General features: G+C 62.4%; 26 protein-coding genes. 15 read left to right on the top strand and 11 right to left on the bottom strand.

What is annotated here, in order from left to right; all coding sequences use genetic code 11:
* Positions 1 to 182 precede the first annotated feature (182 nt).
* The 3 genes from FAS41_RS03725 (at position 183) to bamJ (ending at position 1822) form a co-directional block, all read left to right on the top strand.
* Positions 183 to 677 (top strand): TIGR00645 family protein, encoded by a 495-nt coding sequence (locus FAS41_RS03725; RefSeq protein ID WP_017521628.1) that lies wholly within the window; start codon positions 183 to 185, stop codon positions 675 to 677.
* Positions 678 to 803: 126 nt separating this feature from the next.
* Positions 804 to 1100: a DUF6482 family protein gene (locus FAS41_RS03730; protein WP_024763075.1), complete on the top strand. Its 297-nt coding sequence runs from the start codon at positions 804 to 806 to the stop codon at positions 1098 to 1100.
* A 104-nt stretch (positions 1101 to 1204) separates the two neighbouring features.
* Positions 1205 to 1822, top strand: a complete 618-nt coding sequence (gene bamJ / locus FAS41_RS03735) for a BamJ family beta-barrel-assembly machinery protein (protein WP_138520292.1) — start codon at positions 1205 to 1207, stop codon at positions 1820 to 1822.
* Positions 1823 to 1971: 149 nt separating this feature from the next.
* Here bamJ and FAS41_RS03740 read toward each other — a convergent pair whose 3' ends face one another.
* Together FAS41_RS03740 and FAS41_RS03745 are read right to left on the bottom strand one after the other, a co-directional pair.
* Positions 1972 to 2196, bottom strand: a complete 225-nt coding sequence (locus tag FAS41_RS03740) for a PA4570 family protein (RefSeq protein ID WP_024763077.1) — start codon at positions 2194 to 2196, stop codon at positions 1972 to 1974.
* A 170-nt stretch (positions 2197 to 2366) separates the two neighbouring features.
* On the bottom strand, positions 2367 to 3335 hold the full coding sequence (locus FAS41_RS03745; protein WP_138520293.1) for a polyprenyl synthetase family protein: 969 nt from the start codon (positions 3333 to 3335) through the stop codon (positions 2367 to 2369).
* 242 nt (positions 3336 to 3577) lie between these two features.
* Here FAS41_RS03745 and rplU point away from each other — a divergent pair, with 242 nt between their 5' ends.
* From rplU to FAS41_RS03775, 5 genes are all read left to right on the top strand, one after another.
* Positions 3578 to 3889, top strand: a complete 312-nt coding sequence (gene rplU / locus FAS41_RS03755) for a 50S ribosomal protein L21 (RefSeq protein WP_015475683.1) — start codon at positions 3578 to 3580, stop codon at positions 3887 to 3889.
* A 23-nt stretch (positions 3890 to 3912) separates the two neighbouring features.
* The gene (gene rpmA, locus FAS41_RS03760; RefSeq protein ID WP_017521622.1) at positions 3913 to 4170 is read left to right on the top strand and encodes a 50S ribosomal protein L27; all 258 of its coding nucleotides are present in this window, start codon (positions 3913 to 3915) and stop codon (positions 4168 to 4170) included.
* Positions 4171 to 4329: 159 nt separating this feature from the next.
* Positions 4330 to 5550: an Obg family GTPase CgtA gene (gene cgtA / locus FAS41_RS03765; protein WP_138520295.1), complete on the top strand. Its 1221-nt coding sequence runs from the start codon at positions 4330 to 4332 to the stop codon at positions 5548 to 5550.
* Between the two features lie 61 nt (positions 5551 to 5611).
* On the top strand, positions 5612 to 6730 hold the full coding sequence (gene proB, locus FAS41_RS03770; RefSeq protein WP_138520296.1) for a glutamate 5-kinase: 1119 nt from the start codon (positions 5612 to 5614) through the stop codon (positions 6728 to 6730).
* 11 nt (positions 6731 to 6741) lie between these two features.
* Complete coding sequence (locus FAS41_RS03775) at positions 6742 to 7197, top strand: CreA family protein (RefSeq protein ID WP_138520297.1); 456 nt, start codon at positions 6742 to 6744, stop codon at positions 7195 to 7197.
* A gap of 186 nt (positions 7198 to 7383) precedes the next feature.
* Here the strand turns inward: FAS41_RS03775 and rpsT are convergent, their stop codons facing one another.
* Positions 7384 to 7653 carry a 30S ribosomal protein S20 gene (rpsT, locus tag FAS41_RS03780; protein ID WP_009617555.1) on the bottom strand — a complete coding sequence of 90 codons (270 nt, stop codon included), beginning with the start codon at positions 7651 to 7653 and terminating at the stop codon, positions 7384 to 7386.
* A gap of 253 nt (positions 7654 to 7906) precedes the next feature.
* Here rpsT and murJ point away from each other — a divergent pair, with 253 nt between their 5' ends.
* The 6 genes from murJ to ispH all read left to right on the top strand — a co-directional run bounded on the left by murJ (position 7907) and on the right by ispH (position 15320).
* Positions 7907 to 9445: a murein biosynthesis integral membrane protein MurJ gene (gene murJ, locus FAS41_RS03785; RefSeq protein WP_138520298.1), complete on the top strand. Its 1539-nt coding sequence runs from the start codon at positions 7907 to 7909 to the stop codon at positions 9443 to 9445.
* Between the two features lie 106 nt (positions 9446 to 9551).
* Complete coding sequence (ribF, locus tag FAS41_RS03790) at positions 9552 to 10490, top strand: bifunctional riboflavin kinase/FAD synthetase (protein WP_138520299.1); 939 nt, start codon at positions 9552 to 9554, stop codon at positions 10488 to 10490.
* Between the two features lie 21 nt (positions 10491 to 10511).
* The gene (ileS, locus tag FAS41_RS03795) at positions 10512 to 13346 is read left to right on the top strand and encodes an isoleucine--tRNA ligase (protein WP_138520300.1); all 2835 of its coding nucleotides are present in this window, start codon (positions 10512 to 10514) and stop codon (positions 13344 to 13346) included.
* On the top strand, positions 13339 to 13848 hold the full coding sequence (gene lspA, locus FAS41_RS03800) for a signal peptidase II (protein ID WP_138520301.1): 510 nt from the start codon (positions 13339 to 13341) through the stop codon (positions 13846 to 13848). The genes ileS and lspA overlap by 8 nt, the downstream gene beginning before the upstream one ends.
* Positions 13841 to 14278: an FKBP-type peptidyl-prolyl cis-trans isomerase gene (fkpB, locus tag FAS41_RS03805; RefSeq protein ID WP_138520302.1), complete on the top strand. Its 438-nt coding sequence runs from the start codon at positions 13841 to 13843 to the stop codon at positions 14276 to 14278. The genes lspA and fkpB overlap by 8 nt, the downstream gene beginning before the upstream one ends.
* Positions 14279 to 14375: 97 nt before the next feature.
* On the top strand, positions 14376 to 15320 hold the full coding sequence (gene ispH, locus FAS41_RS03810; RefSeq protein ID WP_138520303.1) for a 4-hydroxy-3-methylbut-2-enyl diphosphate reductase: 945 nt from the start codon (positions 14376 to 14378) through the stop codon (positions 15318 to 15320).
* Positions 15321 to 15374: 54 nt separating this feature from the next.
* Here ispH and FAS41_RS03815 read toward each other — a convergent pair whose 3' ends face one another.
* The 8 genes from FAS41_RS03815 to FAS41_RS03850 all read right to left on the bottom strand — a co-directional run bounded on the left by FAS41_RS03815 (position 15375) and on the right by FAS41_RS03850 (position 23356).
* Positions 15375 to 15812: a type IV pilin protein gene (locus tag FAS41_RS03815; protein ID WP_171049434.1), complete on the bottom strand. Its 438-nt coding sequence runs from the start codon at positions 15810 to 15812 to the stop codon at positions 15375 to 15377.
* Positions 15812 to 19960, bottom strand: coding sequence for a PilC/PilY family type IV pilus protein (locus FAS41_RS03820; RefSeq protein WP_138520305.1), 4149 nt, complete (start codon positions 19958 to 19960; stop codon positions 15812 to 15814). Before FAS41_RS03820 ends, FAS41_RS03815 begins: the two co-directional genes overlap by 1 nt.
* Complete coding sequence (locus FAS41_RS03825) at positions 19960 to 20307, bottom strand: hypothetical protein (protein WP_138520306.1); 348 nt, start codon at positions 20305 to 20307, stop codon at positions 19960 to 19962. Before FAS41_RS03825 ends, FAS41_RS03820 begins: the two co-directional genes overlap by 1 nt.
* Positions 20308 to 20315: 8 nt before the next feature.
* Complete coding sequence (locus FAS41_RS03830) at positions 20316 to 20801, bottom strand: pilus assembly PilX family protein (RefSeq protein ID WP_138520307.1); 486 nt, start codon at positions 20799 to 20801, stop codon at positions 20316 to 20318.
* A gap of 7 nt (positions 20802 to 20808) precedes the next feature.
* On the bottom strand, positions 20809 to 21594 hold the full coding sequence (locus FAS41_RS03835; protein WP_138520308.1) for a PilW family protein: 786 nt from the start codon (positions 21592 to 21594) through the stop codon (positions 20809 to 20811).
* Entirely contained in the window at positions 21591 to 22160 is a 570-nt protein-coding gene (gene pilV / locus FAS41_RS03840; RefSeq protein ID WP_138520309.1) for a type IV pilus modification protein PilV, read from the bottom strand. The genes FAS41_RS03835 and pilV overlap by 4 nt, the downstream gene beginning before the upstream one ends.
* A gap of 11 nt (positions 22161 to 22171) precedes the next feature.
* Positions 22172 to 22693, bottom strand: coding sequence for a GspH/FimT family pseudopilin (locus tag FAS41_RS03845; RefSeq protein WP_138520310.1), 522 nt, complete (start codon positions 22691 to 22693; stop codon positions 22172 to 22174).
* 150 nt (positions 22694 to 22843) lie between these two features.
* Positions 22844 to 23356: a GspH/FimT family pseudopilin gene (locus FAS41_RS03850; protein WP_138520311.1), complete on the bottom strand. Its 513-nt coding sequence runs from the start codon at positions 23354 to 23356 to the stop codon at positions 22844 to 22846.
* A gap of 194 nt (positions 23357 to 23550) precedes the next feature.
* On the opposite strand from FAS41_RS03850, the gene thiO reads away from it, so the two are divergent.
* Positions 23551 to 24660, top strand: coding sequence for a glycine oxidase ThiO (thiO, locus tag FAS41_RS03855; RefSeq protein WP_138520312.1), 1110 nt, complete (start codon positions 23551 to 23553; stop codon positions 24658 to 24660).
* The last annotated feature ends 13 nt before the right edge of the window (positions 24661 to 24673 follow it).

Raw genomic sequence — 24673 nt, forward strand, 5'->3', positions numbered from 1 at the left:
GTTGCACAGTCCCTGTGCGATCCGCTGAAAGCCGCGGGGTGCCTGGTCGCTACGGCTTCATACCGTGGCCGTCCACCTGTTTGTCCACAGACATAATTATCCATAGAAAGCCGGGATCACTCGCAAAAGTCATCCGCTATACTGCGGCCGCCCCTTTCCCAACGACCATTCCCGCGAGAACCATGGAACGCTTCGTCGAAAACTCCCTGTACGCCGCGCGCTGGCTGCTGGCGCCGATCTACATTGGCCTGTCGCTGGCCCTGCTGGCGCTGACCATCAAATTCTTCCAGGAAATCTTCCACATCCTGCCCAGCATCTTCAGCATCGCCGAGGCGGACCTGATCCTGGTGCTGCTGTCGCTGATCGACATGGCGCTGGTCGGCGGTCTGCTGGTGATGGTGATGTTCTCCGGCTACGAGAACTTCGTGTCGCAGCTGGATATCGACGAAGGCAAGGAGAAGCTCAGCTGGCTCGGCAAGATGGACGCCAGTTCGCTGAAGAACAAGGTGGCCGCCTCCATCGTGGCGATCTCCTCGATCCACCTGCTGCGTATCTTCATGGATGCCAAGAACATCGAAGACAACAAGCTGATGTGGTACGTGATCATGCACCTCACCTTCGTTCTCTCGGCCTTCGCCATGGGCTACCTGGACAAGGCCACGCGCCACGACCACTGAGGCTTTACGGCTCCATTCTTGCCGCCCGGCCGTTGCGAAACGGACGGGCGGTTGTGTTTTCGGCTTGCGGTAGGCGCCTGCTGGTCAAGACTTTCCGCGTGGATCAATCCGCAGGAGGTGCAGCACATGAATCTGCAGGAACTGACCAGTCGCTCCGTTGCTGGCGATATCGACGAGATCAACCTGGTGTCGCTGGAAGGCGATATCTACGTACTGGAGGCTCGCATGGGCGCGCGCTTCTATCCGGTCCAGGACGAGGCTGGGCATGTCATCAGTGTGCGCTCGGTCGCCCACGCTCGGGAGGTGCTGCGGGCACTACCCAGCGTTCCCTTCCATCTGGTGCATGCTGTGGTGCATGACGAGATGTGTGGCATGGACGACGAGCGCGACATTGGCGCCGGCGTGACTATTCCGTTGCACTGAGTCCGTTGCGCGAGGCCTATTCCGCCGCGCGAGGCGCGGTGGGGGAGGCGGTGCATCTGTGCTAGGCTGGCGGCCCTTTTTTGAACCCCCAGCGGAGCGCCGCCATGAGCGAACTCAACCTTTCCACCGACGAAGCCCGCGTCAGCTACGGCATCGGCCGTCAGCTGGGCGACCAGCTGCGCGAGAACCCGGTACCGGGTATGACCCTCGACGCCATCGTGGCCGGCCTGTCCGACGCTTACGCTGGCGCCGAAAGCCGCGTTCCGGGCGAAGCCCTGTCCGCCAGCTTCCAGGTGATCCGCGAGCGCATGCAGGCCGAAGCCCAGGCGAAAGCCGAAGCCGCCGCTGCAGTGGGCCGCGAGTACCTGGTGGAAAACGCCAAGCGCGAAGGCGTGACCGTCCTGCCGTCCGGCCTGCAGTACGAAGTACTGGTTACTGGCGAAGGCGCCAAGCCGTCCCGCGAAGACACCGTGCGTACCCACTATCACGGCACCCTGGTCGACGGCACCGTCTTCGACAGTTCCTACGAGCGCGGTCAGCCGGCTGAATTCCCGGTGGGCGGCGTGATCGCCGGCTGGGTCGAGGCCTTGCAGCTGATGAACGCCGGCAGCAAATGGCGCCTGCACGTGCCGAGCGAGCTGGCCTATGGCGGCCAGGCCGTCGGCAGCATCCCGCCGCACAGCGTGCTGGTGTTCGACGTCGAGCTGCTGGAAATCCTCTAAGGCTCTGAGTCAGAGCCGGTAGAGGTGCAGTCCGCGGCGGTCCTCCCTGACCGCCGTGGCTTGCGCGGGGCCCCTCCGGACCCCGAGTGCAGCCGCCTCCCGGGCGGCGACCGCACCGATGGCGCTTCCTGCGCCATCGCAAACAACGTCTAGCGCAGTGCGCGGGCGTAACAGAACAGGAACAGGTTGCGCACCAGCTCCTTGAGCACCAGCGGCTCGCTGGTACTGAGCTCGGACAGCTCCAGGCCACCCTGCTCACGCAGCTCGTCCAGGGCCTCTTCCTCCAGCACTGCGCAGACTTCCCCGGTGTCCCGATGCAAGATTCGCAGGTAGGGGTGCGGGCGATCCAGCCAGGCGTCGATCATGTAGGTCATGGCGTGTTCCTCCGTGCAGACCGTTTAATGAGAATAATTCTTATTATCTTGATAGCAAGTGCCAATTGGAAAATATTTTGCGCTGGCGACGATCTGTTGCTCCTGATCAACGGACGGACAACAAAAAGCCCGCCGCGGCGAACCGGGGCGGGCTTTTGCGAAACGGCGGATCAGTGCGTGCGCGCGACCGAGAACTCGGCCAGCTCGATCAGCGCGGCGCGGTATTCGTTGTCCGGCAGCGCCTGGAGGTGCTCGATGGCGCGGGCGGCATAGTCACGGGCCAGGTTGGCGGTGTAGTCCAGCGCGCCAGCGGCTTCCACGGCGGCGCGGATACCTTCCAGGTCCTGACTGCCGCCCTGCTGGATGGCCTTGCGCACCAGCGCGGCCTGTTCCGGGGTGCCGTCGCGCATGGTGGCGATCAGCGGCAGGGTCGGTTTGCCTTCGGCGAGGTCGTCGCCGACGTTCTTGCCCAGGCTGGCGGCATCGCCACGGTAGTCGAGCAGGTCGTCCACCAACTGGAAGGCAATGCCCAGGGCGTCACCGAACAGGCGCAGCGCTTCGGACTGCTCCGGCTGGGCGTTGGCCAGCGCGGCGGCGCTGTGGGTGGAGGCTTCGAAGAGCATCGCGGTCTTGCCGCGGATGACTTCCATGTAGGTTTCTTCGGTGGTGCTGGCGTCGCGGACCTTGGACAGTTGCAGCACTTCGCCTTCGGCGATCACGCGGGTGGCCTGGGAAATGATGCGCATGACCGGCATGGAGCCCAGCTCGACCATCATCTCGAAGGAGCGCGCATAAAGGAAGTCGCCCACCAGCACGCTCGGTGCGTTGCCCCACTGGGCGTTGGCGGTAGCACGGCCGCGGCGCAGGCCGGAGGCGTCGACCACGTCGTCGTGCAGCAGAGTGGAGGTGTGCAGGAATTCGATGGTGGCGGCCAGCAGCTTCAGGTCGTCGCCCGAATAGCCCAGGGCCTTGCCGGAGAGGAGCACCAGCAGCGGGCGCAGACGCTTGCCGCCGGCGGAGATGATGTAGTCGCCGATCTTTTCCACCAGGGGAACGCGGGAAGTGAGTTGGCGACGGATGATACCGTCGACGGCGGTGAAGTCGTCCGCCACCACGCGATAGAAAGCCTGGGGTTGCATTAAAGACAGCGCTCCTCGTAGATTGCGCGGCATGCTAGGTGGCGCGGGGAAGGCCTGTCAAGGCGAGGCCCCATGGGGCTTGATCCGCGCCGAGTGTTTGCGTAGAATCGCGGCCCCGAACTTCCCTGGCATATCCTGCCTTACGCAATTGCACGGGCGTCCTTTCCGGCCCCATGCAGCCATGCCGACCGATTCCTCTTTCTATAAAGCGTCGGGTGAGCAGGTCTAACGGAGACATCCAGATGTACGCAGTAATTGTTACTGGTGGCAAGCAATACAAAGTCACCGAAGGCGAATTCCTCAAGGTCGAGAAACTCGACGTCGCCACCGGCGAAGCGATCAACCTGGATCGCATCCTGCTGGTCGCCAATGGCGATGACGTCAAGATCGGCCTGCCGGTGGTAGAAGGCGCGAAAGTGACCGCAGAAGTGGTTTCCCACGGTCGTCACGACAAAGTGCGCATCATCAAGTTCCGCCGCCGCAAGCACCACATGAAGCGTCAGGGCCACCGCCAGTGGTTCACTGAAATCAAGATCACCGGCATCCAGGCCTAATTCCTCTTCAGGAGAATTGACTCATGGCACACAAAAAAGCTGGCGGTAGTACCCGCAACGGCCGCGACTCAGAAAGCAAACGCCTTGGCGTGAAGCTGTTCGGTAGCCAGGCTGTGAAAGCAGGCAACATCATCGTGCGTCAGCGCGGTACCCAGTTCCACGCTGGCTACGGCGTTGGCATGGGCAAGGATCACACCCTGTTCGCTAAAGTCGACGGCGTGATCAAGTTCGAAGTGAAAGGCGCCTTTGGCCGTCGCTACGTAAGCGTCGTCGCTGCCTAAGCGAGCTCTCACTGAAAAAGCCCTGTCTCGCGACGGGGCTTTTTTGTTTCTGGCGTTTCCAGGCGAGGTGCTGTCGGTTCGGGCGTTTGCGCGGACTTGGCTGTATCCTATGCTCCTTTTCTTATTTTCAACCCGCAGGTTCTGCGGGAGGCGTTCGCAATGAAATTCGTCGACGAAGTATCCATCCACGTGAAAGCCGGTGACGGCGGCAACGGTCTCATGAGCTTCCGCCGCGAGAAGTTCATCGAGAAAGGCGGTCCCAACGGCGGTGACGGTGGCGACGGCGGCTCGGTGTACCTCGAGGCCGACGAGAACCTGAATACCCTGGTGGACTATCGCTATACCCGCCGTTTCGACGCCCAGCGTGGCGAGAACGGTGGCAGTAAGGATTGCACCGGTGCCAAGGGTGACGATCTCGTCCTGCCCGTGCCGGTCGGTACCACCATCATTGATGCCAATACCCAGGAAATCATCGGTGACCTGACCACTGCCGGTCAGCGCATCATGGTTGCCCAGGGTGGCTGGCACGGTTTGGGTAATACCCGCTTCAAGTCCAGTACCAACCGTGCGCCACGCCAGACCACCCCGGGCAAGCCCGGTGATGCGCGTGACCTCAAGCTGGAGCTGAAGGTTCTGGCGGACGTCGGTCTGCTCGGCCTGCCGAACGCCGGCAAGAGCACCTTCATTCGCGCGGTGTCGGCCGCCAAGCCGAAGGTTGCCGACTATCCCTTCACCACTCTGGTGCCGAACCTGGGCGTGGTCAGCGTCGGTCGCTTCAAGAGCTTCGTCGTCGCCGACATTCCTGGTCTGATCGAGGGTGCCGCCGAAGGCGCCGGCCTGGGTATCCGCTTCCTCAAGCACCTGGCACGTACCCGTCTGCTGCTGCATATCGTCGATATGGCGCCGCTGGACGAAAGCGACCCGGCCGATGCCGCGGAAACCATCGTTCACGAGCTGGAAAAATTCAGCCCGGCGCTGACCGAGCGTGACCGCTGGCTGGTGCTGAACAAGATGGACCAGATCCTCGAGCCCGAGGAGCAGGAGCGTCGCAAGCAGGCCGTGGTCGAGCGCCTTGGTTGGGAAGGTCCGGTCTATGTGATTTCCGCCCTGGAGCGTGAAGGTACCGAGAAGCTGAGCCAGGACATCATGAAATACCTCGACGAGCGCACCCTGCGCATCGAGGAAGAGCCGGCCTATGGCGAAGCCCTGGCGGCCCTGGATCAGCGCATCGAAGACGAGGCTCGTGCCCGTCTGCAGGCCCTGGATGATGCTCGTGCGCTGCGTCGCTCCGGCCTGAAGAATGTCGACGATGTGGATGACGATGATTTCGAGGATGACGAAGACGACGGCGATGGGCCGGAAATCTTCTACGTGCCTTGATCGGGGCGGCGCCCGCCGGTCCGGATGAAACGTGTGAAGCCTGACTTCTAAGGTTGAGGGTATGCGTGAGAAGGTCACTGGCGCCAAGCGCTGGGTAGTCAAGATTGGCAGTGCGTTGCTGACCGCTGATGGTCGCGGTCTGGATCGCGACGCCATGGCGGTATGGGTCGAGCAGATGGTCGCGCTGCATTGCGCGGGCGTCGAGCTGGTGCTGGTGTCCTCGGGCGCTGTTGCGGCGGGCATGAGTCGCCTGGGTTGGGTTTCCCGACCTAGTGACATGCACGAGCTGCAGGCCGCCGCCGCGGTAGGGCAGATGGGCCTGGTGCAGGCCTGGGAGTCCAGTTTTGGCGTGCATGGCCTGCAGACTGCGCAGGTGCTGCTGACCCATGACGACCTGTCCGATCGCAAGCGCTACCTGAACGGGCGCAACACCTTGCGCACGCTGGTCGATCTCGGCGTGATCCCGGTGATCAACGAGAACGATACCGTGGTCACCGACGAGATCCGCTTCGGCGATAACGATACGCTGGCGGCGCTGGTGGCCAATCTGGTCGAGGCTGATCTGTTGGTGATCCTTACCGATCGCGATGGCATGTTTGATGCCGATCCGCGCAACAATCCTGATGCCGAGTTGATTTTCGAGGCTCGCGCTGATGACCCTGCCCTGGATGCAGTGGCGGGCGGCACGGGTGGTGCGTTGGGGCGTGGCGGCATGCAGACCAAGCTGCGCGCAGCTCGTCTCGCTGCGCGCTCGGGCGCGCACACCGTCATCGTTGGTGGTCGTATCGAGCGCGTGCTGGACCGCCTGCGGGTGGGTGAGCGCCTCGGCACGCTGCTGACCCCCGAGCAGAGCCGCAAGGCGGCGCGCAAGCAGTGGCTGGCTGGGCATTTGCAGATGCGCGGCACGCTGGTGCTGGACGACGGCGCAGTCAAGGCTGTCGCTCAGGATCACAAGAGTCTGCTGCCGGTCGGTGTGAAGGCCGTGCAGGGCAGCTTCCGGCGCGGCGAGATGATCGTTTGCGTGGATCAGCAGGGGCGCGAAATTGCCCGTGGGCTGGCCAACTACAGTGCGCTCGAGGCGCAGAAGATTATTGGTCAGCCGACCGATGCCATCGAAAGCCTGCTGGGCTATGTCGATGGTCCGGAGTTGGTGCATCGCGACAATCTGGTTCTGGTCTGAGGGGCATTGGCATGCGTAATGGATTGATCGCTGCACTGCTGTTGCTGCCGGCGTTGGCGCGGGCCGACGTGGTTGGTGAGGTGTCCACTGTCTTCAAGTGGGTCGGGCCGAACGACAAGATCGTCGTTGAGGCTTTCGATGATCCGAAGGTGCAAGGCGTCAGCTGTTACCTGTCGCGCGCCAAGACTGGCGGTGTGAAAGGTGGGCTGGGCCTGGCGGAGGATCGCGCCGAGGCGTCGATCTCCTGTCGTCAGGTCGGGCCGATCCGCTTTGCGGGTGAGCTCAAGGATGGCGAAGTGGTGTTCCAGCAGCGTACTTCGCTGGTGTTCAAGACCATGCAGGTGGTGCGCTTCTTCGACAAGAAGCGAAATGCGTTGGTCTATCTGGTCTACAGCGACCGGGTGATAGAGGGCAGTCCGCAGAATGCGGTGACGGCGATTCCGATCATGCCGTGGCCTGAGAAGTAAGAAGGGAAAGGGCGGGTGACCGCCCTTTCTTTTTGTCCGCAGAAAGGTGTGCCTGTGGATAAGGGTGTGCTTTCTGTGGGGTGAGTAACCTGGAGCAGGTTATCTTCCGGTTTTGGTGGATGGCGCTGAAGAAATCGCAGGCAATAAAAAACCGGCCCTGGGGCCGGTTTTTCAAGAACAGAACGCTTACGCGGTGGCCAGGGCCTTCACGTGGGCGTTCAGGCGGCTCTTGTGACGAGCGGCCTTGTTCTTGTGGATGATGCCTTTGTCGGCCATGCGGTCGATGACCGGTACGGCAGCAACCAGAGCGGCCTGGGCCTTCGGCAGGTCCTTGGCGTCGACTGCTTTGACTACGTTCTTGATGTAGGTACGAACCATGGAACGCAGGCTGGCGTTGTGGCTGCGACGCTTCTCAGCCTGTTTGGCGCGTTTTTTGGCGGAAGGTGTGTTGGCCACCGTCGAGCTCCTCGAAAAAAACTTGGGATGTTGCGAATAAATTAAGGCCGCGAATAATGCCGTTGCATCAGGGCCTTGTCAAGGGTATGCGCGGCCTCCGACGAGTGGTGCGACGGGCGCACGCTGTCCGGCGGATGGGGTGATTTATTCGCCCCGCGGCCCTACACTGCTGCGCTTCGCCTGGCGCTCGAGCAATCGCTCTAGGCCAGGGCTGCACCCTGCAGGGGCGGCCATTCTACCAGTTCTGGACGCTATGAACCTACTCAAGTCGCTGGCCGCGGTCAGCTCGATGACCATGATCTCGCGGGTGCTCGGCTTCGTGCGCGACACGATCGTCGCCCGCATGTTCGGCGCCGGGATGGCCACCGATGCCTTCTTCGTTGCCTTCAAGCTGCCCAACCTGCTGCGCCGCATCTTCGCCGAGGGGGCGTTCTCCCAGGCTTTCGTGCCGATCCTGGCCGAGTACAAGACCCAGCAGGGCGAAGAGGCGACCCGGACCTTCATTGCCTATGTGTCCGGCCTGCTGACGCTGATCCTGGCGCTGGTTACCGCGCTGGGCATGCTCGCCGCGCCCTGGGTGATCTGGGTGACTGCGCCCGGATTCGTCGATTCGCCGGAGAAATTCGAACTCACCAGTTCCCTGCTGCGGGTGACCTTCCCTTATATCCTGCTGATTTCCCTGGCCTCGCTGGCGGGGGCGATCCTCAATACCTGGAACCGCTTCTCGGTGCCGGCTTTCGTGCCGACGCTGCTGAACGTCAGCATGATTCTCTTCGCGCTGTTCCTGACGCCGTACTTCGACCCACCGATCATGGCGCTGGGCTGGGCGGTGCTGGCCGGGGGCCTGGCGCAGCTGCTCTACCAGCTGCCGCACCTGAAGAAAATCGGCATGCTCGTGCTGCCGCGCATCAACCTGCGCGACTCCGGCGTCTGGCGCGTGCTCAAGCAGATGGGGCCGGCGATCCTCGGCGTCTCGGTCAGCCAGATTTCGCTGATCATCAACACCATCTTCGCCTCCTTCCTGGTCGCCGGTTCCGTGTCCTGGATGTACTACGCAGACCGCTTGATGGAGCTGCCGTCCGGCGTGCTTGGCGTGGCGCTGGGGACCATCCTGCTGCCGTCACTGGCCAAGACCTACGCCAGCGACGATCGCCACGAGTACTCGCGGCTGATGGACTGGGGCCTGCGCCTGTGCTTCCTGTTGGTGCTGCCGTGCTCCCTGGCGCTGGCGGTGATCGCCGAGCCGCTGACCGTCGCGCTGTTCCAGTACGGCAAGTTCAGCGCCCACGACGCGCTGATGACCCAGCATGCACTGATCGCCTACGCGGTCGGCCTGCTCGGCATCATCCTGGTGAAGGTGCTGGCGCCGGGCTTCTATGCGCGGCAGAACATCAAGACACCGGTGAAGATCGCGCTGTTCACCCTGGTTTCCACCCAGCTGATGAACCTGGTGTTCATCGGTCCGCTCAAGCATGCGGGGCTGGCGCTGGCGATCAGCCTGGCGGCTTGTCTGAATGCCGGCCTGCTTTATTGGCAACTGCGCAAGCACCAGCTATTCGATCCGCAGCCGGGCTGGGGCAAGTTCATCGCCAAATTAGTCGTATCTGTACTGGTGATGTGCGCCGTGCTGATCGGCATGATGCACTTCATGCCAGCCTGGGATCAGGGTGGCATGCCGATTCGCCTGGTGCGCCTGGGCGCGCTGGTGGTGGCCGGTGTAGTCGCCTATTTCGGTATGCTGGCGATCCTTGGCTTCCGCTTGCGGGACTTCTCTCGCCGCGCGGTGCTGTAACCTTCGCCGGGCAAAGCATTGCATCGGTTTGCGGCGACGGCATTTTGCCTGTCGCATGGCAACGGGTGCAGGTATAATCGACCACTTTCTGAGCAATACGCGCGCTATGCAGCTGCTTCGAGGCCTTCACAACCTGCGGCCCCTGTCCGGGGGCTGTGTCGCCACCATCGGTAACTTCGACGGCGTCCATCTCGGCCACCAGGCGATCCTGGGGCGTCTGCGCGAGCGTTCGCTGGAGCTGGGCGTGCCCAGCTGCGTGGTGATCTTCGAGCCGCAACCGCGCGAATACTTCGCTCCCGATGCCGCCCCGGTGCGCCTGACGCGCCTGCGCGAGAAGCTCGAACTGCTGCGTCAGTACGGTGTTGACTTCGTTCTCTGCCTGGCCTTCAACCGCCGCCTGCGCGAGCTGTCGGCCGCCGAGTTCGTCCGCCAGGTGCTAGTGGAGGGCCTGCGGGTCCGCCATCTGGAAGTGGGCGACGATTTCCGCTTCGGCTGCGACCGCTCTGGTGATTTCGCCTTCCTGGTCAACGCCAGCGCGGAGCAGGGCTTCACCGTCGAAGCTGCGACTACCGTGGAAGTCGACGGCATGCGCGTGAGCAGTTCGCGTATCCGCAAGGACCTGGCCGACGGCGACCTGCACATGGTCGGGCGCCTGCTGGGTCGTCCATACAGCCTGAGCGGCCGCGTGCTGCACGGGCAGAAGCTGGGTCGCACCCTGGGTTCGCCCACCGCGAACATCCAGCTCAAGCGCCGCAAGGCGCCGCTCAACGGCGTTTACCTGGTCAGCACGATGGTGGCTGGCCGGCGCCAGAACGGGGTGGCCAACATCGGCACCCGACCGTCTGTGAATGGCGACGGCCGGCCCCACCTGGAAGTACATCTGCTGGATTTCGCCGGCGATCTGTACGGCCAGCACCTGGATATCACGTTCCACCAGAAGCTGCGTGATGAGCAGCGTTTTGCCTCGCTCGAGGCACTCAAGGCGGCCATCCTCGCCGACATCGCCGCCGCCCGGGCCTATTGGCTGGGCCAACCGCTTGATTGAAGATCCTGAACAGGCCCTGAGATGACCGATTACAAAGCCACTCTGAACCTTCCCGAAACCGACTTCCCGATGAAAGCCGGCCTGCCGCAGCGCGAGCCGCAAACTCTCAAGCTCTGGAACGACATTGGCCTGTACCAGAAGCTGCGGAAGATTGGCGAAGGTCGCCCGAAATTCATCCTGCACGATGGCCCGCCCTACGCCAACGGCAGCATCCACATCGGTCACGCGGTCAACAAGATCCTCAAGGACATCATCGTCCGTTCCAAGACCCTGGCCGGCTACGACGCCCCCTATGTGCCGGGCTGGGACTGCCACGGCCTGCCGATCGAGCACAAGGTCGAGACCACCCACGGCAAGAACCTGCCGGCGGACAAGACCCGCGAACTGTGCCGCGAATACGCCGCCGAGCAGATCGAAGGGCAGAAGGCGGACTTCATCCGTCTGGGTGTGCTGGGCGACTGGGACAATCCCTACAAGACCATGAACTTCTCCAACGAGGCCGGTGAAATTCGCGCGCTCGCCGAGATGGTCAAGCAGGGCTTCGTGTTCAAGGGCCTGAAGCCGGTAAACTGGTGCTTCGATTGTGGTTCCGCCCTGGCCGAAGCCGAGGTTGAATACGCCGACAAGAAGTCCGACGCCATCGATGTCGCCTTCCCGGTTGAAGATGCAGACAAGCTGGCCGCCGCCTTCGGTCTGGCCAGCCTGCCCAAGCCGGCCGCCATCGTCATCTGGACTACCACGCCCTGGACCATTCCGGCCAACCAGGCGCTGAACGTCCACCCCGAATTCACCTACGCGCTGGTCGATACCGGCGAGCGCCTGTTGGTGCTGGCCGAGGAGCTGGTCGAGTCCTGTCTGCAACGCTACGGTCTGGAAGGCCAGGTCATCGCCACCGTACAGGGCGAAGCACTGGATCTGATCCGATTCCGCCACCCGTTCTACGAGCGCCTGTCGCCGGTCTACCTGGCCGAATACGTCGAACTGGGCGCCGGCACCGGCGTGGTTCACTCCGCCCCGGCCTACGGCGAGGACGACTTCCGTACCTGCAAGCAGTACGGCATGGTCAACGACGACATCCTCAGTCCCGTGCAGAGCAACGGTGTCTACGTGGCCGACCTGCCGTTCTTCGGCGGCCAGTTCATCTGGAAGGCCAACCCGGCCATCGTCGCCAAGCTCGATGAAGTCGGCGCGCTGCTCAAGCACGCCAGCATCAACCACAGCTACATGCACTGCTGGCGCCACAAGACCCCGCTGATCTACCGCGCCACCGCGCAGTGGTTCGTCGGCATGGACAAGCAGCCGCAGACCGGTGCCACCCTGCGCGAGCGCGCGCTGGAAGCCATCACCGAAACCGAATTCGTGCCCACCTGGGGCCAGGCGCGCCTGCACGGCATGATCGCCGGCCGTCCGGACTGGTGCATCTCGCGTCAGCGCAACTGGGGCGTGCCGATCCCGTTCTTCCTGCACAAGGCCACCGGCGAGCTGCACCCGCGCACCGTCGAGCTGATGGAAGCCGTCGCCCAGCGCGTCGAGAAGGAAGGCATCGAGGCCTGGTTCAAGCTCGATGCCGCCGAACTGCTGGGCGATGAAGCCGCGCAGTACGACAAGATCAACGACACCCTGGACGTCTGGTTCGACTCCGGCACCACCCATTGGCACGTGCTGCGTGGCTCCCACGCTGAACTGGGCCATGCCAGCGGCCCGGCTGCCGACCTCTACCTGGAAGGCTCCGACCAGCACCGCGGCTGGTTCCATTCTTCGCTGCTGACCGGCTGCGCCATCGACGGCCACGCGCCGTACCGCCAGCTGCTGACCCACGGCTTCACCGTGGACGAGTCCGGCCGCAAGATGTCCAAGTCCCTGGGCAACACCGTGGTACCGCAGACCGTGATCGACAGCATGGGCGCCGACATCCTGCGCCTGTGGGTCGCTTCCACCGATTACTCGGGTGAGATCGCCGTCTCCCAGCAGATCCTCCAGCGCAGCGCTGACGCCTACCGTCGTATCCGTAATACCACGCGCTTCCTGCTGTCCAACCTGTCCGGCTTCGACCCGGCCAAGGACCTGCTGCCCAACGACCAGCTGCTGGCCCTGGACCGCTGGGCCATCGACCGCGCGCTGCAGCTGCAGCGCGAGCTGGAAGAGGCCTACCGCGACTACCGCTTCTGGAACGTCTACTCCAAGGTGCACAACTTCTGCGTGCAGGAGCTGGGCGGCTTCTACCTGGACATCATCAAGGACCGCCAGTACACCACCCAGGAGAACAGCGTCGCCCGTCGCTCCTGCCAGACGGCCCTGTTCCACATTGCCGAGGCCCTGGTGCGCTGGATCGCACCGATCATGGCGTTCACCGCCGAGGAAATCTGGAGCTTCATGCCGGGCGAGCGTGCCGAGTCGGTGATGCTGACCACTTGGTACGACGGCCTGACCGAGCTGCCGGCCGATGCCGAGCTGGACCGCGCCTACTGGGACGAAGTCATGGCTGCCAAGGCCGCCGTGAACAAGGAGCTGGAAAACCTGCGCAGCGCCAAGACCATCGGCGGCAACCTGCAGGCCGAGATCACCCTGTATGCCGAGGACTCCCTGGCCAAGCGCCTGGAGAAACTGGGCAACGAGCTGCGTTTCGTGCTGATCACCTCGGCCGCCACCGTCGCGCCGCTGGCCGATGCGCCGGCCGACGCGGTCGAAAGCGAGCTGCCAGGCCTGAAGCTGCAGGTCGTTAAGTCGTCCCATGCCAAGTGCGGCCGTTGCTGGCACTTCCGCGCCGATGTCGGCAGCAACGCTGCACATCCGGAACTGTGTGGCCGCTGCGTCGAGAACATCGAAGGCGCGGGTGAGGTGCGTCACTATGCCTAACGCCGATCGTTTCGGCCGCCTGCCCTGGCTGTGGATCACCGTGGTCGTGTTCGTCCTGGACCAGGTCACCAAGGCCTTCTTCCAGGCTGAGCTGAGCATGTACCAGCAGATCGTGGTCATTCCCGACCTGTTCAGCTGGACCCTGGCCTACAACACCGGTGCCGCGTTCAGCTTCCTGGCCGACAGCTCCGGCTGGCAGCGCTGGTTGTTTGCCCTGATCGCCATCGTGGTCAGCATCGTGCTGGTGGTCTGGCTCAAGCGCCTGAAGCGCGGCGAGACCTGGCTGGCCATCGCCCTGGCCCTGGTGCTGGGCGGCGCGCTGGGCAACCTGTACGACCGCATGGTCCTGGGGCACGTGGTGGACTTCATCCTCGTGCACTGGCAGGACCAGTGGCGCTTCCCGGCCTTCAACCTGGCCGACAGCGCGATTACCGTCGGCGCCATCATGCTGGCGTTGGACATGTTCAAATCCAAGCATTCTGGAGAGGCCGCCAATGGCTGATGTTCGTATTGGTGGTGATTCCCAAGTCACCCTGCATTTCGCCCTGAAACTGGATGACGGCAACGTCGTCGACAGCACTTTCGACAAGCAGCCGGCCACCTTCAAGGTCGGTGACGGCAACCTGCTGCCGGGCTTCGAGCAGGCGCTGTTCGGCCTCAAGGCCGGCGACAAGCGCACCCTGACCATCGAGCCCGAGAATGGCTTCGGCCAGCCGAACCCGGCCAACGTGCAGGTCATGCCCCGCGACCAGTTCCAGGGCATGGAGCTGGCCGAAGGCCTGCTGGTGATCTTCAACGATGCTGCCAAGACCGAGCTGCCGGGCGTCGTGAAAGAGTTCGACGAGCAGCACGTCACCATCGACTTCAACCATCCGCTGGCCGGTAAGACCCTGGCGTTCGAAGTCGATATCATCGACGTACAACCAGCCTGACTGGCTGCGCGGCCCGTCACTGGCGGGCCGTTGCACTTGAGGCGAAGTATTCCTACCGGCCCCTCGTGGGCCGGCTTGCGTAGCACCCGAGGCCACCATGCAAATCAAACTCGCCAATCCCCGCGGCTTCTGCGCCGGCGTTGACCGGGCGATCGAGATCGTCAACCGCGCCCTCGACGTCTTCGGGCCACCGATCTACGTGCGCCATGAAGTGGTCCACAACAAGTTCGTGGTGGAGAACCTGCGCAACCGTGGCGCTGTGTTCGTCGAGGAGCTCGACCAGGTGCCGGATGACACCATCGTCATCTTCAGTGCCCATGGCGTTTCCCAGGCAGTGCGCAAGGAAGCCGAGAATCGCGGCCTGAAGGTCTTCGACGCCACCTGCCCGCTGGTGACCAAGGTGCACCTGGAAGTCGTGCGCTACAGCCGCGACGGCCACGAGTGCATCCTGATCGGCCACGAAGGCCACCCGGAAGTGGAAGGCACCATGGGGCAGTACGACGCCTCCAACGGCGGCGCCATCTACCTGGTGGAGGACGAGGACGATGTCGCTGCGCTGCAAGTGCGCAACCCCGAGGCGCTGCATTTCGTCACCCAGACTACCCTGTCGATGGATGACACCTCCAAGGTGATTGACGCCTTGCGCGCGAAATTCCCCTCGATCATGGGGCCGCGCAAGAACGATATCTGCTATGCCACCCAGAATCGCCAGGATGCGGTGAAGGAACTGGCCGACCAGTGTGATCTGGTGCTGGTAGTAGGCAGCCCGAACAGCTCGAACTCCAACCGCCTGCGCGAGCTGGCCGAGCGCATGGGAACCCCCGGCTACCTGATCGATGGCGCCGAGGACATGCAGAAGGAGTGGTTCGATGGCGTGCAGCGCATCGGCATCACCGCTGGCGCTTCTGCTCCGGAAGTGCTGGTGCGAGGCGTGATCCAGCAACTGCGCGACTGGGGCGCGGAGCCTGAGGTGGAGCTGGATGGGCGGGAGGAGAACATCACCTTCTCGATGCCCAAGGAGTTGCGGGTGAAGGCGCTATGAGTTCTCGCTGATCCGCGAGCGGAAAAAAGGGCCGACATTGTCGGCCCTTTTTCTTTACCAGCAGTTCTCCAGTGTATCGCTGCCGCTTTTGGTCTTGATGCCTGTGCTATCCAGAGTGAGCGTACCGCACTTGCTATCGCCGGCTTGCGCCCCGGTCGGGGTCGCGGTCAGGTTCACGCAGCTAGCAATGGTCTTTCCGCTGCAGGCTGCTGCCGTGATGTTGTATTTGCGGGACTCGCTCGCGACGGCACCATTGGCGTCAGCCGTATATCCCAGTCCTCCGCTCGCTGTGCCCAGCGTTGCTGTGTAGGTCTGGTTCTGCGAGAAGAACCTTTCCTGGGCCTGGAGCACTTCCATCAGCTTGGCTTTCCCGTCGGCTCGTCCTGAGCGCAGCACATACTGCTCATAGCTGGGGTAGGCGATGGCGGCAATGATGCCGATGATCGCGACGACAATCATCGCTTCAATCAGCGTAAATCCCTTTTGACGCATCAATTCTCTCTCCAGTAGGTACCGCTTACGGCGTTGTTCGTCTTGCACAGGCCGGAGCTGGTGAAGGTGCATTTCAGGTCGCCGCCGTTACCGTCTCCCGAGGGCTTTTCCGAGCCTACCAAGATGGTCGTCTTGTCGTCCCCGAGAATGATGGCGGGGGTCGGTGGAATACCACCGCGGACCAGATCGAACGACCGGCTGGGTGTCTCGGAGCCGCTGACCGTCTTGGTATAGACGGCGGAAGCGTCCACCAGGCTCATGGCGTACATGCGACCACGTCCCACATCCGGACCACAGGTGGTAACGGTCTGGCCATTGGGGCTGAAGGTGGTGAACAGCACCGCACCCTGGTAGCTGATCGAGGTGGCCAGTACTTTCTCGCCCTGCGGGAAGCGTACGAACCAACCGCTACTGGCATTCAGCAGATCCGAGTTGACGGTGTAGCTATCGCCCGGCGTCAGCTGCTGATAGAGCGTATTGATTTCGCCGCGCAGGACCGGGATTTGCGTCAACGCATTGCTGCGTGCCTTGTTGCGCAGATAGTCGTAGGCCTCGAAGGTGCTCAGCGGCGGGGTGGTGTCCTGGGCAGTGGCATCTTGCAGTTCGGCTGAGGTCAGCAGGTTGCTCGAGGAGTTATACGGCGCATTGGATAGTGCCTGGAGCTCGGCCTGCAAGGTGGAAGCCTGACTGACCAGGCCGACCCTCTGCGTTTCCAGATCGGTGGCCAGTTGCAGCAAGCCGTTCTGGCTGCTGGCCTTGGCCTGAAGGTCCGAGGCCGTCTTGGCCACTGGCAGTTCATTGAGAGTGGTGACGTCCACGGTGCTCGGCACATCCGTCAGGCCGAGTTGCGAGGCGATGGCTTGAACGGCGTTGTTCGCCGCGGCGACGTCTTTGGCGGTGATAGCTTGGTTGAGGCTATTGATGGCCGCGCTCAGATCGACCCCGTTGAGCGAGTTCCGCTGGGTATAGGCGGTGGACGCCTGATAAGCGGTGCGGGCCTGGTCCAGGTCCGTTTGCAGGGCGTTGAGGGTCGTATCGGATGCGCCACTGGCCTTGGCATCGAGAACGGCTTGTTCCTTGGCAGTAATGGAGGTTGCTGCGTTCTCCAGCGTTTTCTGCACGATCATGACGCCGGCCATCTGCTGCCCCAAGGCTTGAGCCGAACCGGTGTCGAAGGCAAACAGCTGTTTCAGGGAGGTCTGCAGTGCCAGCAATTGATTCTGCAGCGTGCTTTGCTGTGACGTCTCAGGCGAGTGCTCGTCCAGGAACGGGTTTTCCTTGTAGATCGCATCGATCTGAGCCTGGCGTTGTGTTGCGTCGCTGTTGGCCTGGGTCAGCTGGTTGTATTTCTGGGTGTAGCCGATGCTGCTCTTGTAGCTATCGAAGTTGGTATCTGCAGTGCTGGTCGCCTGATTCAGCTGCGCGATCTGACCAAGTTTCGTGTCGATGCTCTGCTTGATCTGTTGAGCTTGCTGGCTGGTGAGGTTGACGCTGGTCACATCGACCAGGCTCGATTCCGTCAGAGTGGTGTAGCTGGACGGCCCGGAGTACACGTTGCTGTCACGCAGAACGTAGAACCGATCGACGGTATCCTCGTTGAGGGGGTGTTCGCGGTAGCCGCTGCCCAGGGCGATGGTGAAGTAGGTCTTGCCACCACGTTCGCGAATCAGGGATACGTCGGGCGCGTTGTAGAAGCGGCGGTTTTCCGCTGCCGTGGTACCGCCCAGCGCGGCGATGCGGCCGCCCGTGGCGAAGTTGCTCGAGCCTGCGTTGCCGGAGTTCAGATCGATACGGAAGACCTGGCCCCGCGTATCCGCCATGAAAATGGTGTCGATCAGACCATCACCAGTGATGTCGACCAGTGTAGGGTCAGCCGGGATGCTGTTCGTCAGGGTGGCAATCTTCAGGTTGGCAGATGTTTCAGCCGTTACACCGGCATGCCACAGCAGCGCTCCAGTCGCGGCATCGACCATGTACAGGGCGTTGCCAACGGTGTCGTTGGTGGGCGTATTGGGTGACTCGGTATCCTGGTTGGTGTCGTAACCACCAGTGAAGAACAACACGCTCTTGATGGCGCCGTTGAACTTCACCTTAGCCAGCTTGGGGGACGACCAGGTTTGCCCCAGTTTCTCGAAACCGGTGCTGGTGCCACCCTTGATCACCCACTTCAGTTTGGGTGTGATGGTGACCGAGCCGCTGGTGCTGGAGGGGCTTACGTCCAGGGCGTAGTAGTTGCGCCCGCCGCGGCGCATGCCGGCGTACAACGTTGCCTGGGTGACGGTGCGCGTCGAAGTGGAGCTTACTGCGCCGTAAGTCACGTTCATCTCCAACTGTCCATCCATCCCGTAGCGCTTCATGGCCGATCCTTTCGGGTCGGTCAGGTAGTAATTCAGGTTGGGCAGTAGCTCCTTGGGTATGAAGGAGAAAATCTCGGCGCCAGTGGAGGGATCGACTGCGTTGATGAAACCTTCGTTGGTGCCATAGAACAGCACAAGCCGCTCCGTCGAAGTGGCCGTCGGAGGCGTGGCCTGGGAGTTGGCAACTCGCTGCAGATCCTCGTCTGTCACGTAGGCGACCAGGCGAGGCTCGCTGTGCAGAATGTCGGCGATGGCGAGGCGGGCCGACCCGTCACTCGGGTTGATGCCCACGCCCCAGTTGATGGTGTCGGTGCGCGACTGATCACTGGCGTTGGTCGCCAGGCCGAGCATTGCCTTGGTAATCCCCGTGTTGCTGGTAGACAGCGCCGACAGCGCGGCGGAGTCAGTGAGGCCGGGCGCCCGGTCCTGGCCCGTGTAAGTCAGGATATTCCGAGTGGACGGGTTGATCAGTCGGCTTGCCGCACCACCCAGCTTCACGTCCTTGCCGTCGGCGGTGGTGCTCCAGTAGCTGGTCGATGTCGTACTGAAGAAGCCAGTGGAACTGTCCACGGCATTATTGCCGTTGCGATCCATCACAATGGAACTGCCCGTGGTGTCCTTGCCTAGCTTGTACTTCTTGATGTTGCCAAACCAGCGTGCGCCTTCCGCGGGGCGGAACAGCGCGTAGTACAAGTCATTGCGATAACCGAGGTTGTTGTAGGCGCTGACCGAAACGCTGGGGGTGGCGAAGGTGGTGTTCTCGGCCAGGATATCCACGGCGATCGAGCGAAGCGCTTCAGCCAGTTCAGAGGTATTGCTGGTGGTGAAGAATCGCCCGCCGCCCAGCGTAGCGCTGTCCTCCAGGAGACGGGTGTCGCTGATGTTGCCAAAGCCGATGGTATAGGTGTTGACCGTCTGCTTGCCTGTCTGGCTCGAACTCACGTCCTGGTTCGCCATGTACTCGGCAAGGCCGGGCATCCAGCAGCCCGAAGTGGTCCCGTTATCGTCGGTCGGGTAGTTTCGGTTGCACGACTTGTAAGTCTGATTGACTGATGAAACGAGACTCTGAACGGTGCTGTTTGCACCGACGTCGTTGCTTGGCAGTCCGTCGGTCAGAACAATGATGTTGCTCTTCTGGCATGAGTACTGAATCGGTGACTTGTACTTGCTGCCTGTCATCGACCCGCTGTCGCTCTTCCAGGGGCTAACCAGTTTCGCGTCGAGCTTGTTCTCTATATACCCCTTGGAATTGAGGCCGTAGCTCGGGGTGCCTCCCGACATGTACAGATAAGTTTCGTAGTACGACTCCAGCAGGGGCGTACCACCGTCGGCGTAGTAGGTGCTCAGCGCCGTCTTGAACGCGCTAGCAACATCGCCTGCGCGCTGCATCGGGATATTGACGAAGCCGCCGTTGCTCGAGGAGTCGAAGCGGGCCAACCCGATGTTTACATCGTTGCTGGCGGCCAGCTCATCCACCAGCGAATTGACTACTTCCTTGACCACCTGAATTCGGGTCTTGGTACCTTTGGTCCTGTTCGAGTTGGTGCACCAGTTTTCCGGAACGGTGTTGGTACCGTTGTAGTTCAGCGTCTTGCAGTTGGTGCCCGGTACCGAACTGAGCATCGACCCGGAGGTGTCGATAAGGAACATCAGGTTCGGGCGGATACGCTGGTCTGCCGGAAGATCACGGGTGACATAAATCTCGGTATCGTCGGCCATTGCGGTTTGCAGGCCGCCAGAGACATAGGCGAAGGCGGAGAGCCCGAGAAGAAGGTTGCGCTTGAGTTTCATCACGGGGACTCCGGTTTACGCAGGAAGACCTTGGACGCACGGGTCGGGTCGGCTATCGGAAACATGATCATGCCGCTCCAGTCGATTTTCCCGCCCAGCTCGCTGAACTCCACCGGAGCGCCGCCGAGAACGAAGACCGTGTCGCGGTTATAGGTGAAGCGGCGGCTGGGACACTCTGTGCAGGGAAGGGCGAGGATCACCCCGGCCTCCCCGTTGGGGCCGGAGCTCGCGTTGATGATCATCTGGGTATCTTCTATGTACCCGGTGTTTTCTTCGTCTTCTGCATGGGCCGCGACGCTGAAAGCGTTGGCGCAAATCGCAAGAGCGAACAGGAGGATGCGTCTCATACGAGGGCCTATTTCGAATTGATGAAGTAGATGCCTTGGACCTGGTTGGACGATGCACCGTTGTCCAGGCGGGAGGCCGAGTTGATCTCGTAACCCGAGCATTCGAACTTGCCGACGCTGGCGCCTTCGCAGATGCCCTTGTTCATGAAGCGAATGGTGTTGGTGGTGATATTCGCGTTAGTCAGGATGGCGTCCACGGCCACGGTGCGGCGTCGATCGGGAAAGCCACTGATGGCATCTGCGCTCTGGTTGGCGGCATCCAGCAAAGGTTTGCGGCCTAGCAGGTTTGCGTTGTACGCCGCCATCTGCGAACGGATTTCGCTTTGGGCATTCTGGTAGGTCAGTCCCCGGAACTGCGAGTTGCCGGCCATCCGCTCTTCCATGTTGGTCAAGCGTGCGGCGGTGATGCCGGCGATGGTCAGTACGGCGAGGAACACCAGGGCCACGATGAGGCCGGCGCCTTGTTGGGTACGAAGTGAAAGGGCGTTCCGCATGCGAGCCTCAGTAAGTGTTCTTAAGACCGATGGTTGTGCTGAAAATCTGGCGTGCGAATCCGTCGTTCGGCGTCAGCGCAGCGGCGTCCAGCAGGTAGTAGCCACGTTGTGGCGGAGCCGGTGACACCGTTGTCTGGGAGTTGGCCAGTACCGCGACACGAACTGCCCTGACATCCGCCCACTTCGAGACTCTGTTGGCCGACACATAACGTGTGACGCCTTCCGGGTTGCCGTCGGTGCTGATGCCGTAGAGGACCTGCATCGCATCGATGCCGGGCACCAGCGCCTGGTTCTGGCTGAGCCAGGCTGTCTCACCGAGGAAATAGGAACTGCATGTCAGGTTGCCGTCACTGACACGGAAGACATTCACCAGAACTTTTCCCACGTTGGCAGTAGTCACTTCGGTTCCAGCACAGTCGCGTCGTTTGTTGCTGTCGGAACTGTCTGGCGGGACCTGGAACGCTACAGCGATACTGTCGGAAGCATTCCCGTTACCGTTGCTGCTGCAGGGGGTGTCATCCGGGCCTACACAATTGGGGCCTTGAATCGCCATTGGCTTGGGTAGAATCGAGCCGGGCTCCAGGTAGCCGCCCAGGCGCACGCTGCTGGAGATGAAGGTGAGGGCGAAGCGCCCGCTTTCCTGCATGCGCGAGGTCGCATCGTTCGCGCTGTAGGTTTGCCGGACAGACAGGAAGACCTGGATGACACCCAGCATGAGAACCAGGCTGAGGGTCATTGCGATCATCAGCTCGACCAGGGTCAGGCCGGCCTGGCGGCGGTTAAGAGGCATCATCGACGGACCCCCAGCGAGGCGCTCAGTACCGACTCCGAGCTTTGTTGCTTGGCTTCGTCGCCTTTGCTTTTCCAGCGACTCGTGAGCGTGATCAGGTGGTTGTTGGCATTGACCGTCAGGGCTGCCCCTTGTGAGGGGGCGGTCAGAAAGTCGGTACTGGTGTATCGCCCCGCTGCAGCAGTAGCGTTTGCTGCGTAGGTAGTGCTGGCGGCATAGGAACATTGGGCTTCCCAGCGGTCGAAGGCGGCCATCTGGTCGCTGGTGCAGGTAGCAGCATTGACCTTCGCCCCGGATATCGGATTGAAATGATCCGCGCACCAGGTGGTAGGCAGGGTCGAGCAGTTCGGTGCAGTCGTATAGCTGGACTCTGCGCCTACGCTGTTTGCCCTCATGCGCTCGGCGAGCTCCTGCATGACCCAGGTTGCCTGCGAGCGCTGGTTACTGTCGGCGGTACCTTTCAGGGCATTCAATTGCAGAGCGGCGACGCCGAGGAGTCCGACGGTGAACACGAGGAGTGTTACCAGCACCTCGATCATGGTGATGCCGTGTTGGGCATTACGGGTCATGGTCGCTCCCCTCAGCACGAAGTGTCGCGCGCCACAGTACGCACTGTTGTGCGTCCTACGGCGTTGATGTCGATGCAGCGCCCTTCCGTCACCGAAGATGAAGAAGGCGCATTGACTTTGAAGGGGCGGGCGCTGAGCCCGCTCAGCAAGCTCCCGTCACGGCGGAAGGTCAGCTTGTTGGCGCTGAGCTGGTAGTCGCTGGAAACCTCTACACCGCTCATGGCGCCGTAGTGCTGGATCGCGGCAGCGTCCTGGCAGTTGGCGATGGTGGCAGGGCCAAAGCACCAGCCACTGACCCAGCCGTTAGCGCCACTGGCTGCCGGGATCACCACCATGTTGGCATTTCGCTTGGCCGCTTCGGCTCGGGCGGTTGCCAGCGTATTGGCCAGGTCAGAAGTCTGACTGGAAATACGTTGTCGAGTAACGAAGTCCCCCATGGATGGAGCGGCGATGGAAATCAGGATTGCCACTACGGCAAGCGTGACCATCAACTCCACCAAGGTGAACCCGGCCAATTCCTTGGGGCGCGACATGGCGCATTCCTCACATTTTCGATAGTGGCAATGCTGCCTAGTCGTGTGGGAAATGTCTTTTTTCTATGGATGACCGTTCGTATTAGGGTGATGTTCGGTCATGCCTTCCGAGGTTCTGTGAACCCCGTCGCGTCAGGCGTGAGAAGTCGGTCAGTGGGGGCAGAAGTCCGTGGTGCTTCCAGCTTCGCTGCGGATCCGCCCGGCCTTGTTGAAAACGAGGCGATAACTCGATCGGCCTTCGCCGCAGAGCGTCAGCGTACCGGCGTGAAAGGCGCCATTGGGCTGGATTGCGTTACCTCGCGGGGTGAAGTGGAGGTAGTGGCGCGAGTTGCCGTCGGTGCGAACGCTGATGCCACTCAGCGGGCCGTGGGCGGCCAGAGGCGGCTGTTGGAGGCTGTGCGTGCCGTGATTGCCGGAGTCCACGAAGACCTCCCAGCCGGAGGTCCACTCGCCGTTGATCGCAGCGACGCTGATGGGTTGTCCACTGTGCGCGGCCGATTCGCGAGCGAAGTCCAGCGCGTTGCGCAATTCCTGGGCGGCTGCACTCGTTCGCTGGTCGCGTAGCAACTCGCTGAATGAAGGCGCTGCGATGGACAAGGCGAGGGCAAGGATTGCAAGGGTGAACAGCAACTCGACAAGGGTGATCCCCCGTTCCCTGGTCATGTTTCGCTTCCGGGCAGTTGAGGAGCGGAAAGTATTGGTCGCCGTCTACGGTGTGCCTGTCAGCGAATTGGATAGATGCCGTAGGAGCGGTCCGATGCCGCACCGACTTCCGTCTTGCTCCGTCGACGGCCCATGCCCGGTATAGTGTGCGGCCGGCGATGGGCCGTTGGTTTTCCTGTGATGTGGGGCGTGGTATGCCGGACATGATCGTGGTGGGCGGTGGGGTAGTCGGGATGCTGACTGCCTGGACGCTGGGGCAGGCGGGCGCCGAAGTCCTGCTGCTGGAAAAGGGCGAGACTGGACGTGAAGCGTCCTGGGCCGGCGGCGGTATCGTTTCGCCGCTCTATCCGTGGCGCTATAGCTCGGCCGTCGCCAACCTGGCTCACTGGTCGCAGGACTTCTATCCGCGACTGGGTGAGCGTCTGCTCGCCGATACCGGGCTCGACCCGGAAGTGCATGTCACCGGCCTCTACTGGCTGGACCTGGATGACCAGGCCGAAGCCCTGGCATGGGCCAGGACCCATGGTCGGCCGCTTTCGGAGGTGGCGATTGGCGCCGTGCACGAGGCCGTTCCGGTGCTGGGGCAAGGCTTCGAGCGCGCGGTGTACATGTCGGGTGTGGCCAATGTGCGCAACCCGCGCCTGGTCAAGTCTCTGCGCGAGGCATTGGTGCGACTGCCAAACGTCAGCCTTCAGGAGCAGGTCGAGGTGACCGGTTTCCTTCAGGATGGCGAACAGGTGAAAGGCGTACGCACCGCACAGGGAGATTTCACGGCTGACTCGGTGGTGCTGGCGGCTGGCGCCTGGAGTGGCGAGTTGCTGGCGAAGCTGGGGCTGGTGTTGCCGGTTGAGCCGGTGAAGGGGCAGATGATCCTCTATCGCTGCGCCCCGGACTTCCTCTCCAGCATGGTATTGGCCAAAGGTCGCTACGCGATTCCGCGCCGTGACGGGCACATCCTGGTGGGCAGCACCCTGGAGCACGCCGGCTTCGACAAGACGCCGTCGGGCGAGGCTCTGAGCAGCCTGCGCGCGTCGGCAGAGGAGCTGCTTCCTGCGCTGGCAGGGATGGAGCCGGTAAACCACTGGGCGGGGCTGCGTCCGGGTTCGCCGCAGGGCATCCCCTTCATTGGCGAGGTGCCCGGTCATCAGGGGCTATGGTTGAACACCGGTCATTACCGCAACGGTCTGGTGCTGGCGCCGGCGTCCTGCCAGTTGCTGGTGGACCTGATGCAGAAGCGTCAGCCGATCATCGAGGCGGCACCCTACGCACCGGAAGGGCGCCTGGTGGCGACGCCCATCGTCTGAGACCAGCCGGGGA

Origin of the sequence: Pseudomonas nicosulfuronedens (genome assembly GCF_005877905.1) — a bacterium.
Classification (GTDB): domain Bacteria; phylum Pseudomonadota; class Gammaproteobacteria; order Pseudomonadales; family Pseudomonadaceae; genus Pseudomonas; species Pseudomonas nicosulfuronedens.